Here is a 14589-nt window from a genome sequence, read left to right as displayed (position 1 = left end):
TAGTTGTCTGTAATTCGGATTGTATGCTGTTGGTGATATTAATCACATTATTGTTAGCGCTTGGACTTTGAACCAAGAAAAGTGTTCGCGTAGATATTGACTCTGTTGCCAGTGCCGAAACATTTGACCTGTCACACCACCCCACACCGGAAACATCCACGGGGAAAATTCTCCCCAGGGTTCCCCACTTTCTCTGCTGCTATCTGCTTATTCATTCTCTAACTGGTTAACCATAGACTAACCACTTAACATCCTTCTGCACTTCGCAGGCGATCGCTATTTTTCTGCCACGTCCCATTAGCTGCGATCACGTTGGGGAAAGCAGTGAAGTCGTGCTTCTTGACAACTAACAACGCTCCAACTAACCACGCTCCAACTAACATTTATTCTTCTTTCAACGTTTCAATCAACAAATCCACCTTCTGCTGTCGCTGCTGCAAAAAACTTTCACACTGACGCAAATACTCAACAGCCGCTGCAAATTGGTCAAACACTTCTTCTAATTCCAAATCACCCGCCTCAATGCGAGCAATAATTCTCTCTATTTCAGCAACCTTAGCCTCATAATTCCAACCTTGATTCATAAAATCTCTTGGCGTCCTTGGCGTCTTGGCGGTTTATCACTCTTACTCTTGCTTGAGTCAAATTTTTTGAATATTAAACCACAGATGAACACAGATGCACACAGATAAATTATCTGCGTCCATCTGCGGTTCTAAATAACCATAAACTGGATTTTTGCAAGACATCTACTCTTTAACTTCCGTAACTTTAACTTTAACCTCACCCTGATCCAGCTGAACCAACAACTCCTCTCCCACAGCCAACTCAGCAGCAGAACGAGCGATCGCACCATTTTGCTGACGCACCACCGCATAACCACGCTGCAAAACAGCTCTAGGATCAAGAGTAGCCAACTTTTGGCGTAACATCTCTACGTGCTGCGTTGCTTGCTGCAATTGCGCTGTTGTTGCACCCACCAATTGCTGACGCTTCCAACTGAGCTGTTGCATTTCCTGCTGCATTTGTCTATCCAACCGCAAGCGTCGCAAGCGGTTTCGCATTTCTTGGAGTTGGTTTTGTGACGTTTTCAAACAAGAATGTACGCTTTCATGCAAAGCAACAACTCGTTGCTGATGCTGAGCATATAATTCCCCTAGCGCTGGAACAACCCGTTCCGCCGCCGCTGTCGGTGTATGTACGGAAGCATCTGCAACTAAATCTACCAACGACTCATCTCTTTGATGACCAATTCCTGTAATCACTGGAATAGAACAACAAGCAACTGCTCGCACGACCCGTTCATCATTAAAGCAAGCTAATTCCTCAACCGCACCTCCACCCCTTGATAAAATCAGCACCTCAGCACGTCCATCCTGTTCTACCCGTTGAATGGCATTCACTATCGACTCTGGCGCTTGCTCACCTTGTACTGTAGCAGGCGAGAAGATAACGTGTAAACCTGGATACCTTTGCTTTAGTGTCTTTTGAATATCACCCCAAGCCGCAGCGGTGGGTGAAGTGACAACGGCGATCGCCTGGGGATGACGAGGAAGCGATCGCTTTCTTTGCGGCTCAAAAAACCCTTCCGCCTCCAACCGTTTTCGCAATTGCTGGTAGCGTAGCGCTTGCAAACCAACACCAGCCGGTAAAGCTTGCCAAACCGAAAGCTGATATTCTCCCCTTTGAGGATAAAGCCGAATACTTCCCAAGATAATTAACTGTTCACCTGGAACGGGTATCTGTGCCAGTTTTGCCAATTGGCTATTCCACGCCACACACTTAATTGCCGCACCACCATTTGGATCTTGCAGCGTAAAAAATAACCCACTGCGATGGTGGCTCTTGCTGGAAACTTCTCCAGTCACCCAAACTCGTTGCAATTCCTCATCTTGTTCTAGTAAAAAGCGGATATAGTCGGTTAACCCAGCGACTGAAAGCGCTGTTTCAGCAATGAGATCAGGATAATCAGCAGTCATCAAACCCTAAATAAGTGCAAAATAATTATGCAAATCGTAACAAATATCGGATCCTGGCAGATTTTGGTGATGTCGTTGTTCAAGCAGAAGGCAGATATCATGCTGCGGGCGAAAATTTGCTACATAGTTGTTTATACTTACCCAAACGAAACGGCAATTGAGCTAGGATATTGTCACACTTCGTTATTGACAAGTTATTCTCTAGCAAAGTGTGTTTAAATAAATTAGTATATCTGTTCTACTCCAACTCCTAAACCCACACTCCCGAGATCCATATATAGAGGCTCTGAATGGCTATTAACACCACTGATGTTGCTGGCAAGCAAAAAGCGCTCAACATGGTACTGAACCAAATTGAGCGTACCTTTGGCAAAGGAACAATTATGCGCTTGGGCGACGCTACCCGGATGCAGGTAGAGACGATTTCCAGTGGGGCGCTTACGCTGGATCTGGCTTTAGGTGGCGGTTTACCCAAAGGACGGGTCATTGAGATTTATGGTCCAGAAAGTTCCGGTAAAACGACATTAGCGCTGCACGCGGTCGCTGAAGTGCAAAAAAGCGGCGGTATTGCTGCCTATGTTGACGCTGAACACGCTCTTGACCCCACCTACGCTGCGGCGTTGGGTGTTGACACTTTAAATTTGTTCATTTCCCAACCTGACACTGGGGAAACTGCATTAGAAATTGTCGATCAGCTTGTCCGTTCTGCTGCGGTTGACATTGTCGTTATTGACTCTGTAGCAGCACTCGTTCCCCGTGCTGAAATTGAAGGTGATATGGGTGATGCCCATGTTGGTCTTCAAGCAAGATTGATGAGCCAAGCTCTGCGTAAAATTACTGGTAATATCGGTAAGTCTGGTTGCACAGTTATCTTTCTTAACCAATTGCGCCAAAAAATTGGTGTCAGCTACGGTAACCCAGAAACGACAACTGGCGGTAACGCTCTGAAATATTATGCTTCGATACGCCTAGACATTCGCCGGATTCAAACCTTGAAAAAAGGCACAGAGGAATTTGGTAACCGCGTCAAAGTCAAAGTTGCTAAAAACAAAGTTGCACCACCTTTTAGAATCGCGGAATTTGACATTATCTTTGGCAAAGGTATTTCTACTTTGGGTTGTCTTGTAGATTTGGCAGAAGAAACTGGTATCCTAATCCGCAAAGGAGCTTGGTACAGCTACAATGGCGAGAACATCTCCCAAGGTCGAGACAACGCCATTAAGTACCTAGAAGAAAAGCCTGAATTTACTGAAAAAATTAAGCAGCAGGTGCGTGAAAAACTAGAAATGGGGGCTGTTGTTTCTGCTAACTCTGTTAAGAAGACAGATGAAGACGAGGAAGATGAAGAAGAATTAGAGTTAATCGAAGAAGATTAACACTGGCGCTTTTGCAGTTTGGTGAGTGGAGCGATCGCTCCACCCACTTAATTCACAATAATCCCCGATAATGAATAAAAACCAAAATAGCCGCCCACGATCCCAATGCGACTTTTACTGCAACTAGGATGTTGAGCAGGGGGATAACCCCGCCGCTGAAAAGTGCGCCCAATTCTCCGTGCGGTAATTCAAATCCGGCTAGAGTTATAACCGACAGGACAATGAAAATCAGAACCGAAACCTTCTCCCATGTAGCGGCGTGCCAGCGCTTGTAGATCCCCTGCATCCACTCCGTTGATGAGGTAATCGCAATAAGTCCGATCGCCGTTCCACCTGCCACTCCAGCCGCAAAACCACCGCCGGGACTCAAATGCCCCCGAATCGCCAGTTCGATACCCACCATCGCGGCAATTGTTGCTCCTAGACGCGCCATAATAATGGATGGTTGATCGGTGAACTGATTGATCGCGCAGAACGGCCGTTCATTCGCCAGTAGAAACTTTGCACCCATGACCGCGATCGTAAATACCACCACTTCAAAGATCGTGTCATACAACCGATTCCTGAGAATGACAGCCGTAACTGCATTAGGTACTCCACTTTCTTGTACAAGCGTTTGGACAATCGAGAGCGATAAGTCCGGTGCCGGATTGGGCATGATCAGGAATTTGACGAACAGCGCTATCCCCGCTGCAATGTAGACCCATTTCATTTATGTTCCCCCCCTAAGTCTGGTGCATTTACATAGGTTAGGCTTGTCGCTGGTGACGAAAGTTCGGTTCGCATGATGTCATAGAGGCGTCGAACCCTAGTTGTGGTGTGATAGGGTTGCTGTTCGTCCTCACTCGCTACGGGGTCTTGATTATCGTACTCTCGTCTGGCACAGGCTGCATGGACTTCTTTGTCCATCAGCGCTCGGTGCAAAGCCTGCGTATTCGTGTACGGAACGACCTCAACACGCATATAGTGTTTGTGAAAAATTGTTCGTAAGTCATTCATCAGTTGCTCAAGATGGTCACACTTCTGCGAAGTCGCTACGCGAACGGCTTGTCCGGCTGCTAGAGACTCGTCATCTGTCTCACTCGCCCCATCTTCGAGTACACCAAGACGCATCACGAGCGATGAACGCACAGCGATCGCATAAAGCGTAATCGCCAGCAGAGTACCCATCAAGGCTTGGGTCAAAGCAACATCCGCCGCCCCCAAAACCGCAAATACTAATGTCGCCACCGCTCCCTGTATTCCCTGGATTACCAAGGCATGGTAGGGATTGGTCTGAAGTAACAGCATGAGCGCGGACAACGGCAGCAGGGCGGTTATGACATAGATATAGCTATCATTCATCGCTTCCTCCCGTGCTGGAAGAGTATGCCAATACATAGCCCAGCACTGTATTCCAGATTGCTAAGGTGATAATGCCAAGGATGAGCAGTGGCCATTCGCTAGGTACCTTCGGAAGGAGCAGTCCGACGATGATAAGCATGCTCCCTAGCGTATCTGCAACCGAAAGAGTATGCAGCTTGAATAATACCGAGCGATCGCCGACCAGGGGAAAGGTTCCCCAAAACCAGAAGAAAATTCCTATACCGATGCAGGTATAACTAAGCGCGGTGATCATAGTTGATTCATTCGTTTAAGGATTTGTGCCAACAACATTAATCCGGCATTACCCACACTCAGGATGATCACCCCTACAACACCGAGCATCCAATCATCCCGTAAGACCGATACAACCAGGAGTATGATTGATGCTTTGGTGGCGACACTGGCAAATGCCAACATCTTCTGCCAGATATTCTCATCCTGCCAAGCCTCGTACATGGGTATGAGCATAGCCAGAATCATTGCAATCAGTGCCAAGTTCATCGCTTTTTCCTCCGTCGCACCCAGTGGACTTGGTACCAGCCATTTTCGTGGTACTTCAAGACAATGCTTGTGGGCGTAAAAGTGATCAGAAATATATCCAGAAAGATGAGTCCAGGTGTCCGTCCGGGTTTGACTCGCTCCATCGTCACCTCTTCGTAATTGTGGGGACGGAGGATCATTTCAAAGGCTTCCTTATATGCCTGCGGAATCGCCACCAGAGTTTCCCACAGCGCCCGCAGCCAGTCCTTTAATGCTTCCGGGGTTTTGGGACGCCCCGGTAATAGGAGTGCGATGCTGACACCGATGATGATATTTGCCACACTCAGATTAGCGGTGAGCAAAAACCAGATAGCCAGTCGCAATATCAGATTCAGATGCCCAATCATGCTAGTACCATCCAGAAGAGCAGGAGCAACATGAGACTCATTCCACCGATCAGATGCTCAAATTGCTCCATAACACGGGGCAGCTTGAGTACTGCTCGTTTAAAAATCAAAAGATACGCCAACCAGCCAATGCCTATGATGGCGAGTGCTTTCATGATATTCGTAAGGGTATACGCCTGGTAATACATCCCACTATAGGCAATAAGCGCAGGGAGCAATAGTATCATCGGTAGCCAGAAACCGGGCTTTACTACCTCCTCGCCGTCCGCTTTATGCGGCAAGAATATGAATTTGGCAAACGAGATGGCTGTTCCCAAAGCCGCAACGTTCATGGCGATTATTTGCCAGGGCAGTAAATTTTTCGTCGTCAACACCTTTGCTCCAAAGCCAGACAACATGGGAAAGCCTGAGATCGAGAAGCTGGCGATGACCAGAGCAATCCAGAGTGTTGTATTGATCGGCTTGTGTTGCAGTTCCTTGAAGTTGCGGCTCGGTAAAGCACCTGCAATCAGGAAGAGTACCGATTTGACCAAGCCGTGAGTCAGTGCATAAAAGCCAGCGACTTTAGGTGCGGCGAGGACAAAGCCTAACTGCGAAACCGTATGAAACGCCAGCATCCGCTTGGTATCTTTTTCAAATACGGCATAGAACACACCCAGCAGCGCCGTTCCCACTCCGAAGAGCCGGATGAGCGGATCGACCTCCTCCACCATCAGCGCACAACGCACTAGCGGATAGACTCCAGCTTTGACCACAACTCCCGACAGCAACGCCGACACTGGTGTCTCTGCCTCGGAGTGGGTCAACGGTAACCACAATCCCGATACAAAAATTCCCCCCTTAACCAAGAGTCCCAGAAAGATCAGGGCAAGTGCCTCTGGTGGTGCTCCGCGCAAACTTGCAAAACTAAAGGAATGATTTGTCTGATAGGCTAGCACCGCACCCACCAGATAAAACAGCATTGCCGTATTGCTGATAAAGAGATAGCGCAAGGCAACCCAAATCGAGCGATCAGTCCGGGGATAGGCAATCAAGAGAAACGCGGCAATACCGCTCACCTCTAGCGCCACGTATAAACTGATAAAGTCCGCACAGACGAACGCGGCATTGATGCTACCATGCAAAATGATGGCTTGTGCATAAAAAAAAGCCGTCTTACCGCTGTGCCAACAGTAGAGTATGACCGCCGCCGTGACCAGCGCATTGGTCAAGATAAAATAGCCGCTTAACTGATCGACTACTAATGTGACGCCGAAATGATCTAGTAACTTTAGTGTCAGCGGCGGCTGTTGGACAAATAGCTGCAACGCATATGCAGCAGAAGCAAATGCCGTGCACAATGCGATAAATCTGTCAAGTTTGGGGAGTAGATAAATGGTGAACCCCAGAAAAAATGGTAGTGCGATCCATGCGATGGCTACGCCTGTCGTTGGCAAAGCCTCTCCTAGAGAAGGCATCGTAATGGTATTCATGGCGTATTGCTCTTCTCGATCTCGTTGGTTTCCAATGTCGGATTATCCCGTGCCAGCTTCATGACACCGACCAGCATTAAGCACTGAATCGAAAAGCCGATCACAATCCCCGTCAATATGACCGCCTGGGGAACCGGATCGGCGTAAGCCCGATTGTTGACATCTGAAATAATGGGTGTGAATAAGCCATCTCGCGATGCAATCAGCACGTAATAGGCGATAACCCCTGTGCTCATGACATCCATAGAGATGATTTTCATAACAAGGTTTTTTTTAAGGATGATGCCGAAAAATCCGCAGAATATTGTTGCAAATATGAATGCTTCCAACACGGGAATTGCCTGTTGAGTAAGGGTTGGTCGTAATTATCTTTTAAAAAACACACTATTTCTAATAGGCAGTTTGATTTCTCCGGCTCACTGGAGGGAATCCGAAGTTTTGCCCATTGCGGATAACCGTTGCTTCAGTGGTGATGGCTTTGCATAGCGCCGCTATCGCTTCTTCAGCTTTTAATTCCTGAATAAATCCGACGCTCGCGTTGGTCGTGGTTACTCCCCAAATCACCCGTGCCTGCCAAGTTGTCGGCTGGACAAGACGCTGTCCGGTCGTGGATAGATGAACCATGAGTAAATACCTATCAAACCGTGCTAAAACATATATAGCACGATGAAATAGTGCCATACCATAGCAGCACTATATAAAAGTGCCAATAGAAACCATAGACTGATGCCACATTAAACCGCTTTGCCGAGTCACTAAGCCATTCAAAAATTCAAAATGCTCTAACTCAAATGAAAGAATCGACTTATGGCAGAGCCATGCTAAACTTTAGCCCTAACTCACGCGCCGACATAGTAAACGGCTTGCGAGATAGTCAAGCTCCAAATCAAAACGTTATGTCCGTGAATCTCTTAAATGTGTCAGCACCGTTTGAATTAGTCGGGCGGCAGGCTCAATTTCAACGCATCACGCAAGTTTTAGCGCGTGACGGCGACCTGCTGATTGTGGGAGTGCCGGGAAGCGGACGACGGACTCTGGTGCGGCGGGCGGCTCAAGAAGTTGGCGCTCAAATCTTGGAGGTTGACTGCATCCGAGTTACCAATGGTCAGCGCTTTGTGCAATTGCTGTGCGAGAGTATAGACCAGACGTTTCAAAGTGCAGCCGCTCGATCGCTAATGCAAGAGTGGATTGAAGACAAGGCATGTGGATTATTTGTCCTGAAAGACGAAGCAAGTGGCAGACAGCGGCTGAAACCTGTTCGGGCAGAGAGCCAAGAGCAACAATGGAGAGCATTTGAGGTATTACTCCATCTTCTGCAACAGTTAGCGGAGTCTTCGGGCAAACGGGTGGTGCTGATTTTGGAAAGCTTCCCCCACATTCGCTCTTGGGATCGCAATGGAATGTGGGAAACGTTTTTGAGGAACGAGATTCAGCGTCAGACTGAGGTAAGTTATGTATTAATCGCCACGATCGCAGGAATCAGCATTTATCTTGATGAACCTGGCAATAATTTGGAAATCGTGCAACTGGCTCCCTTAGCCGATGATGTTGTCGCCGCTTGGGTTCAGGAGGGCTTGCATACCGAAGGGCTGACATTCGAGCCGCGATCGCAAGCGCTGGAACTCTTTGTCAATGCTGTGCAGGGACACTTAGGCGATGCTTCCGCACTGGTGCGACGCCTAAAGTCGGTACGAGTTTCTGACGGACTCATTCGCGATTGGCACGTCCAGCACGCAATCCAAGAACTGCTAACCGACCTATCGATGGTCTTTGAGTCATTACTCATGCTGCTTCCCGCCAATCAGGCGCATCTTTTGGAGTCCTTGGCGTTAGACCCTACCGATAAGCCGCAAAGTCGAGATTACATTCACAAGCATTACCTGTCCAGAGGGGGTTCTCTCCAAGGAGCGATCGCGGGATTGCAGCACAAAGGCTTGATTTACGGTTCTGAACAAGGTTACCGACTTGCTCTGCCTCTCTTTGCTTTGTGGCTTCGCCAGCGCCTGAGTTAATCTAACCGAACGAGTCCGCGTTTGATGGCTAGGGTAGTGGACAGCATCCTGAAAGCGTAACAAATACTTGTATAAATTTAAAACACTTTTTTGACCTTTTCCTTGCCAACGTTTGAGACGACTAATCACTCTTTTAACGTAACCTCTATCAATTGAATCCAGGATGTGTTTTATCCAAATAGAACGCATTTCATCACTAAATTCCATTGCTTCAGCTGTCGCATAAATATGCTGTTTAAGATGTGCCCGATCTAGAATAAACTGAAGAGGTGGAGCGATGCTCCACCTCCCCATCCCACCTCAGGCGATTATCATTATATTTAGCTGCCGGATATTAAGCGATCGCTCACTTACCAACTACTTTTGACCACACCCATTGAGTAAACAGCCGTAATCTCGTAAAACCGTTACTCACTTGCTGTTTCTACAGCCGTGGTAGATTCTGGGATGGGATTCGTGGATGAACCAAAGGCAACCCGTAAAAAAGGTGGAGCCAGGAAAGTTGTCAAAATTACCATGATAATAATCGACACCTCCAGCGGCTTATCCAAAATGCCGCTAGCTGAGCCGATGCCAGCAAACACTAGACCCACCTCACCTCGAGGGATCATCCCAACCCCGATCGCCACTCGATTGATGCCGGGTTGTCCAAACACTGCCCAACCTGTGATCAGCTTGCCGATAATCGCCACCCCCATCAAAAAGACAGCAATCAATAGTCCTGCCCGATTCTCCGGTACCGCCGGGTTCAAAACACCGAGGTCGGCACGCGCTCCCACCGTCACAAAGAAGATGGGTACCAGTAAATCGGCGATCGGTTTGATTAATTCATCTAACTCGTTCCGGGCATCGGTTTCATCGAGCACCAAACCCGCTGCAAAGGCACCTAAAATCGCTTCGAGATGAATGGCGTTCCCTAAAAATGCCATAAAGAAAGCGAAGATAAATGCCGGAATCACAATATTTCCACGGGTTTTGAGCTGATCCACGATCGCCACAAAACTTTTGTTAAAGATACCCCCCAATAAAATTGATCCAATCAAAAATGCCGTAGCGCTGACAATCAAGTAAATGACATTGGCGACATCAATCTCACCGGTTTTGGCTAAGCTGGCGACTACAGCCAGGACAATAATGCCGAGGACATCATCAATCACCGCCGCGCCAACAATGATTTGCCCTTCTTTGGATTTGAGTTGACCTAACTCTGACAACACTTTAGAGGTAATGCCGATACTCGTTGCCGTTAACGCGGACCTTCGGCAGCTTGGCCAACGTATAGCGCGCGATGAATACAACAAGAATCCCTACTGCTACAGCAAACGCTGCGGGTAACACCATCTCCGTCAGGTTGGAATTGCGGATCGCAATACCACCGGTCAGACCGATTTTGGTGAGCAACATGAAGACGATGATCTGACAAATCGCCTCTGGAATTACCAATTGGCTACCGAGAGCGGCAATGACCATACCACCAATCAAAAAACCAAGTGTTGGGGACTGCAACTGCTTAACGAAGTCCATTAAAAAAAAGGACAAAAAATCCACGAATACCTCCTTGTGCCTCCTCTGACGAGGAGTATTACAATAAATGAACTAAATGAAATTTATTAAAGAGTGATGCGCTTTACCCCTACAGCACAGGTGCTGCACGAGAACCTGTAGACAGGGCTTACGGTCATTGCCCCGGTCGGTTCACAGATCAACGTTGGGATACCGCCAAACAGGGCGGCAAAAAAGCCGCCATAAGCTGCCCCATAGAGTCTATCGAGGGAGCCCTACGCCGAAGGCCAGAGCCAGGGGTAATGAGACAACGGCAGTCGTGACACCGCTGAAGATAGCGCCCCGGAGGTTATTAAACCGGATGAGATTGGTGATTGCCATAACTGAGGTAAATAAACGGTAGATCAAACGAACTACAAGCCACCCATTTCATAGAAAGGATGGGTTATAGATAAAAGTCGGCTGGAGAATGGAATCTAACATCTGCGCTCGCGCAGTCTAAAGAAGTCTCAACAACAGACTGCCGAGAATGATTGCCGAGCGACTTCAAGCTCTGAAAAACTAAATCGTAATAGTTAAATCATTTGGATATTCTTATACTGTACGCCACTTTGGGTAGTAATACTTGCTGAGGGATCAAGAAAAAAGTTTTTGTATGCATAAAGGTTCTTCTATGGTTTTTAGATCACTGACACCGCGAAGCCAGCGGTCGGGGGCAGCAGCCCAACAAGTCGTTGCAGCGGCGGAATAAAGGTTCTTGTCAGGATTCATAAGTCACTAGCCGCCGCTGAACTTGGTCGTTAGGTCGCTTACGTCATTCCTCTCAATATTGACAAATAGTACACTATGTGATTTCTCTAAGGAGGTAAGACCAAAATTGTACTTCAGCGCTGATGCTATCTCCCATATTTGATGCTTTTGTAGAAGCCAGCCCCGTCAGTGTAATGATGCGAGTCCTGATGGAAAATTCGCAAACATCCCAGAAGTCCCAAAAAGAAGCGACCACCACTGTCCGTTGATGGCAAACATCCCCACTGTTCCACGGCTCGAAAGCTCAAGCAATACAAAGCAACTCTTGATGCTATCCCGTGAAACAAGATCATAAAATATGTTATTTGTCAATATTTAGAGGGCTGGTCTTTCAGCGGACACGATATGAGAGGGGAGCCGCCGTATTAAACATTTAGTCTGTTGACATTACCAAACAAGCTTTTCTGCTGTTGTTATACCGTTTCTTTATGAAGCTGCGCCAAACTCTGTTTCGGAAGAAAGGTTGCAGCATAGATTCTAGTCTAAGCTTGATTTAGCGTATCTTCATACAGAATTGGTATTACTTCCAGGTATAAAAAAAACAAACCGATAAGTAAGTTGGCCTCAAAAAATCAACCTATGTAACTAAATGTAAAGCCAACGAATACTTTAAAAATAGCTCATTCCACCGTTTTTACAAAACTAAACATACATTAGTTTTATCGTGCCGACTTACTTAGTATTAATGAGTCGTTGAGCGATTTTCTCTTCTTAAAGTGATAAAATAGGCGACAGATCTAGACGAGCTACTGAAATCACAACAAGCCTTGCCTACCACAAGGGCGCACGGTCATCCAGTTCATCTTAGCTAGTGCTAACTGCTCCTGAGAAATTTTGGCACCAGTAAGATTAGCTCCACAAAGATTAGCTCCCTGGAGATTGGCATTGTTGAGATTAGCATAGCTGAGATCCGAACCTCGCAAGTCCGCCCCTTCTAAATCGGCATGACTCAAATAAGCCTTGCTTAAATTAGCGTCTCTAAGATTAGCTCGGTTGAGACTAGCTTTTGTAAAATTGCTATTGTAAAGATTGGCTCCTTGGAGATTAGTTTTCACCAATTGTGAGGAATGAAAATTTGTTTGTGATAAGTCAACGTCTTGCAGGTTGAGCATACTCAAATTGTATAGGGCAAAATCCCGTTTTCCTTTCAAGTAGTCTCTTAACAGACCCTGAGTATCCAACCGACGGGAAGTTTTTGAATTTTGACCAGTATTACAGCCAGTATGAGTGCTGACTAAAGTTGTTGGTTTTGTCACAACTGTTGGTTTTGTTTCCACTGCATATGTGCCAGTGGTATCTCCTGTCTTGGCTCGTCTTGCCAGAATAGCAGATCTCACCTGTGCCACCCCAAGTCCTGAGACAGCAGCAGGGTTGATCGAGAAAAGACCGGATTCTTCGCAATTTTGGCACATTCGTTCTTTGCTGACGGTGCAGGGTTGTACCAACATACTTTGTGCCAAACTATCCAGATAAGGCTCTAGCTGCAACGCTTCCAGGACTTCCTGTGCTGATTGGTAGCGATTGCTAACTGATATTTCCAGCATTTTCCGCAACACTACGGTTAAATGGTTGCTCGTTTGCACCAGTCGCTCCCACAGCATTTTACCCGTTGTCTGGTTGTAATCTACATCTTTAGGAGGTTTGCCAGTGAGGAGATAAATGCATGTCACTCCTAGAGCATAGATATCGCTGGCGAAGACAGGACACATTGCCATTTGTTCTGGAGGAGCAAAACCAGGAGTCCCAATCGCATATGTAGTTAATGCTGTTTGCTCGGTAGGGTTTGCGAATGTTTGGCTAACTTGATTTTTAACGGCACCAAAATCAATCAAAACCAATGTGCCATCTTGAGCGCGGCGAATGATATTGGTAGGCTTGATATCACGGTGAATCACTTTTCGCTCGTGGATGTATTGCAGCAATGGTAAAAGTTCGCTCAAGAATTGGTTCACTCTTGCTTCGCTGAAAACTCCGTTGCGTTTGAGCTCTTGTTGTAAAGTGGCACCATAAATGTATTCCTGAACTAAGTAAAGTTGTTCGCCGTCTTCAAAATAGTCCAGCAGCCTTGGTATTTGAGGATGATTGCCAATCCGATCTAAAGTTACGGCTTCTCTCTCTAAGAGTTCCCGTCCCATTTGCAAAACTTGTGGTGCTGTTCCTGAAGGGCGTAGTTGCTTGATGACGCAACTCGGTTCTCCAGGTAAGGCTTGATCTTGAGCTAAAAACGTTGCTCCAAAACCACCTTGACCTAATGGTTTGATGACTCGATAGCGATCGCGCAACAGGAGTTGCGAGCCACAAGACTGACACCTCTGGCTATACGCGGAATTTTCCGGATTGGGACACGTAGGATTTATGCAGTAGCTCATGAACTCTTAACTCGCTGCACGAAAAATAACGAAGAGCGTTTAACTCTAATCTCATTATTAAATTGCAAATCATCTCTTACCTGGTAATTTTCTCTAAAATTCTATTGAAGAGTTGCTAAAGTTAAGCTAGTTTTACATGAAGCAAGCGTAAATCTACGATAATTCACTATTTTGCTGCTCTCTAATTGTTTGTCACTCATTGTTTCATTCCATTGCCATAGACGAGGCGAGTTGACATTTGGGTAATTTTCTTACAGCGCTTATTCTTATGATTAGACCACAAATCTTCGGGTGGGAATTGTCCATATAGCAATCCTATTTCAGTTGTGAAAAATATCCGTGGTGGCTATTGACGGGGTTTTCAGTTGACAGTCAACACAAGGGCGGTCAACACCCTGTATGCCAGATTTCAAAAATCGTTTAGGACTGCTATAAAAGCTATGTGATGGACATTTGAGATATTTGTGGCAAGGCATACAAAGAAAGAAAACCGCTGTATTGCAAATAAGAAGTCATTCTTGTTTCTATTAAAAAATTTCGCCAAGCTTAGAAAAACAAAGTATTTTCCTGTCAACAAACTAGGGGGGTAAGGGTGTAAGGGTGTAAGGGTGTAGGGAACCCCATTAATAAATTAAGGGGCTTGAATTAAGGATGCAGATTTTCTATATTTCTCCATTAACCCCTCGGCTGCTTCGACACCGCTCAGCACAAGTTCGCTCGGGGTTAAAGAGTTGCGAAGCGTTGCACTGAGTTTGTCGAAGTGTCGAAGCTTTAATAAATTAAGGGGCTTGAGTCCTTCTAGTTCCGGGGTAGAGG

Annotated in this window: 15 protein-coding genes and 2 pseudogenes; 3 read left to right on the top strand and 14 right to left on the bottom strand. The window is 46.6% G+C overall.

Features of this window, described 5'->3' with window-relative positions; all coding sequences use genetic code 11:
- Positions 1-245: 245 nt before the first annotated feature.
- The 3 genes from ACM0OZ_RS08220 to xseA all read right to left on the bottom strand — a co-directional run bounded on the left by ACM0OZ_RS08220 (position 246) and on the right by xseA (position 1979).
- Positions 246-383 (bottom strand): hypothetical protein, encoded by a 138-nt coding sequence (locus ACM0OZ_RS08220; protein WP_414582297.1) that lies wholly within the window; start codon positions 381-383, stop codon positions 246-248.
- On the bottom strand, positions 384-584 hold the full coding sequence (xseB, locus tag ACM0OZ_RS08215) for an exodeoxyribonuclease VII small subunit (RefSeq protein ID WP_414582296.1): 201 nt from the start codon (positions 582-584) through the stop codon (positions 384-386). It lies immediately after the preceding gene.
- A 165-nt stretch (positions 585-749) separates the two neighbouring features.
- Positions 750-1979, bottom strand: coding sequence for an exodeoxyribonuclease VII large subunit (xseA, locus tag ACM0OZ_RS08210; RefSeq protein WP_414582295.1), 1230 nt, complete (start codon positions 1977-1979; stop codon positions 750-752).
- A 27-nt stretch (positions 1980-2006) separates the two neighbouring features.
- Between xseA and ACM0OZ_RS08205 the strand changes: the two genes are divergently transcribed.
- Positions 2007-2198 carry a hypothetical protein gene (locus ACM0OZ_RS08205; RefSeq protein WP_414582294.1) on the top strand — a complete coding sequence of 64 codons (192 nt, stop codon included), beginning with the start codon at positions 2007-2009 and terminating at the stop codon, positions 2196-2198.
- Positions 2199-2269: 71 nt separating this feature from the next.
- Positions 2270-3355: a recombinase RecA gene (gene recA, locus ACM0OZ_RS08200; RefSeq protein ID WP_041039463.1), complete on the top strand. Its 1086-nt coding sequence runs from the start codon at positions 2270-2272 to the stop codon at positions 3353-3355.
- Between the two features lie 52 nt (positions 3356-3407).
- On the opposite strand, the gene ACM0OZ_RS08195 is transcribed toward recA, so the two are convergent.
- The 8 genes from ACM0OZ_RS08195 to ACM0OZ_RS08160 are packed head-to-tail and all read right to left on the bottom strand — an operon-like array spanning position 3408 to position 7703.
- Entirely contained in the window at positions 3408-4067 is a 660-nt protein-coding gene (locus ACM0OZ_RS08195) for a Na(+)/H(+) antiporter subunit B (RefSeq protein WP_414582293.1), read from the bottom strand.
- Positions 4064-4699: a DUF4040 domain-containing protein gene (locus ACM0OZ_RS08190; protein WP_414582292.1), complete on the bottom strand. Its 636-nt coding sequence runs from the start codon at positions 4697-4699 to the stop codon at positions 4064-4066. The genes ACM0OZ_RS08195 and ACM0OZ_RS08190 overlap by 4 nt, the downstream gene beginning before the upstream one ends.
- Positions 4692-4973: a monovalent cation/H(+) antiporter subunit G gene (locus ACM0OZ_RS08185; protein ID WP_414582291.1), complete on the bottom strand. Its 282-nt coding sequence runs from the start codon at positions 4971-4973 to the stop codon at positions 4692-4694. The genes ACM0OZ_RS08190 and ACM0OZ_RS08185 overlap by 8 nt, the downstream gene beginning before the upstream one ends.
- Entirely contained in the window at positions 4970-5221 is a 252-nt protein-coding gene (locus ACM0OZ_RS08180; protein WP_414582290.1) for a hypothetical protein, read from the bottom strand. Before ACM0OZ_RS08180 ends, ACM0OZ_RS08185 begins: the two co-directional genes overlap by 4 nt.
- Positions 5218-5607, bottom strand: a complete 390-nt coding sequence (locus ACM0OZ_RS08175) for a cation:proton antiporter (RefSeq protein WP_414582289.1) — start codon at positions 5605-5607, stop codon at positions 5218-5220. The genes ACM0OZ_RS08180 and ACM0OZ_RS08175 overlap by 4 nt, the downstream gene beginning before the upstream one ends.
- On the bottom strand, positions 5604-7064 hold the full coding sequence (locus ACM0OZ_RS08170) for a cation:proton antiporter (RefSeq protein WP_414582319.1): 1461 nt from the start codon (positions 7062-7064) through the stop codon (positions 5604-5606). Before ACM0OZ_RS08170 ends, ACM0OZ_RS08175 begins: the two co-directional genes overlap by 4 nt.
- An 11-nt stretch (positions 7065-7075) precedes the next feature.
- Entirely contained in the window at positions 7076-7411 is a 336-nt protein-coding gene (locus ACM0OZ_RS08165) for a cation:proton antiporter subunit C (RefSeq protein ID WP_414582288.1), read from the bottom strand.
- Between the two features lie 58 nt (positions 7412-7469).
- The gene (locus tag ACM0OZ_RS08160; protein ID WP_414582287.1) at positions 7470-7703 is read right to left on the bottom strand and encodes a hypothetical protein; all 234 of its coding nucleotides are present in this window, start codon (positions 7701-7703) and stop codon (positions 7470-7472) included.
- Between the two features lie 272 nt (positions 7704-7975).
- On the opposite strand from ACM0OZ_RS08160, the gene ACM0OZ_RS08155 reads away from it, so the two are divergent.
- Positions 7976-9091 carry an ATP-binding protein gene (locus ACM0OZ_RS08155; protein ID WP_414582318.1) on the top strand — a complete coding sequence of 372 codons (1116 nt, stop codon included), beginning with the start codon at positions 7976-7978 and terminating at the stop codon, positions 9089-9091.
- A gap of 407 nt (positions 9092-9498) precedes the next feature.
- Here ACM0OZ_RS08155 and ACM0OZ_RS08150 read toward each other — a convergent pair.
- The 3 genes and pseudogenes from ACM0OZ_RS08150 to ACM0OZ_RS08140 all read right to left on the bottom strand — a co-directional run.
- A pseudogene (locus tag ACM0OZ_RS08150) lies at positions 9499-10618 on the bottom strand (cation:proton antiporter); the annotation flags it as partial.
- A 146-nt stretch (positions 10619-10764) separates the two neighbouring features.
- Positions 10765-10975, bottom strand: a pseudogene (locus tag ACM0OZ_RS08145) (SulP family inorganic anion transporter); the annotation flags it as partial.
- Positions 10976-12159: 1184 nt separating this feature from the next.
- Complete coding sequence (locus ACM0OZ_RS08140) at positions 12160-13773, bottom strand: protein kinase domain-containing protein (RefSeq protein WP_414582286.1); 1614 nt, start codon at positions 13771-13773, stop codon at positions 12160-12162.
- Between the last annotated feature and the right edge of the window lie 816 nt (positions 13774-14589).

This window comes from Scytonema sp. PCC 10023 (assembly GCF_963920835.1).
GTDB lineage: Bacteria > Cyanobacteriota > Cyanobacteriia > Cyanobacteriales > Nostocaceae > Kalymmatonema.
This window is presented reverse-complemented; position numbering and strand designations above follow the sequence as displayed.

What these genes read in the sequence shown, in the direction of transcription:
- xseA (WP_414582295.1), bottom strand. Translation starts at nt 1,979, where the DNA reads ATGACTGCTGATTATCCTGATCTCATTGCTGAAACAGCGCTTTCAGTC.
- ACM0OZ_RS08170 (WP_414582319.1), bottom strand. Translation starts at nt 7,064, where the DNA reads ATGCCTTCTCTAGGAGAGGCTTTGCCAACGACAGGCGTAGCCATCGCA.
- recA (WP_041039463.1), top strand. Translation starts at nt 2,270, where the DNA reads ATGGCTATTAACACCACTGATGTTGCTGGCAAGCAAAAAGCGCTCAAC.
- ACM0OZ_RS08185 (WP_414582291.1), bottom strand. Translation starts at nt 4,973, where the DNA reads ATGATCACCGCGCTTAGTTATACCTGCATCGGTATAGGAATTTTCTTC.
- xseB (WP_414582296.1), bottom strand. Translation starts at nt 584, where the DNA reads ATGAATCAAGGTTGGAATTATGAGGCTAAGGTTGCTGAAATAGAGAGA.
- ACM0OZ_RS08140 (WP_414582286.1), bottom strand. Translation starts at nt 13,773, where the DNA reads ATGAGCTACTGCATAAATCCTACGTGTCCCAATCCGGAAAATTCCGCG.
- ACM0OZ_RS08160 (WP_414582287.1), bottom strand. Translation starts at nt 7,703, where the DNA reads ATGGTTCATCTATCCACGACCGGACAGCGTCTTGTCCAGCCGACAACT.
- ACM0OZ_RS08220 (WP_414582297.1), bottom strand. Translation starts at nt 383, where the DNA reads ATGTTAGTTGGAGCGTGGTTAGTTGGAGCGTTGTTAGTTGTCAAGAAG.
- ACM0OZ_RS08180 (WP_414582290.1), bottom strand. Translation starts at nt 5,221, where the DNA reads ATGAACTTGGCACTGATTGCAATGATTCTGGCTATGCTCATACCCATG.
- ACM0OZ_RS08205 (WP_414582294.1), top strand. Translation starts at nt 2,007, where the DNA reads ATGCAAATCGTAACAAATATCGGATCCTGGCAGATTTTGGTGATGTCG.
- ACM0OZ_RS08155 (WP_414582318.1), top strand. Translation starts at nt 7,976, where the DNA reads ATGTCCGTGAATCTCTTAAATGTGTCAGCACCGTTTGAATTAGTCGGG.
- ACM0OZ_RS08175 (WP_414582289.1), bottom strand. Translation starts at nt 5,607, where the DNA reads ATGATTGGGCATCTGAATCTGATATTGCGACTGGCTATCTGGTTTTTG.
- ACM0OZ_RS08195 (WP_414582293.1), bottom strand. Translation starts at nt 4,067, where the DNA reads ATGAAATGGGTCTACATTGCAGCGGGGATAGCGCTGTTCGTCAAATTC.
- ACM0OZ_RS08190 (WP_414582292.1), bottom strand. Translation starts at nt 4,699, where the DNA reads ATGAATGATAGCTATATCTATGTCATAACCGCCCTGCTGCCGTTGTCC.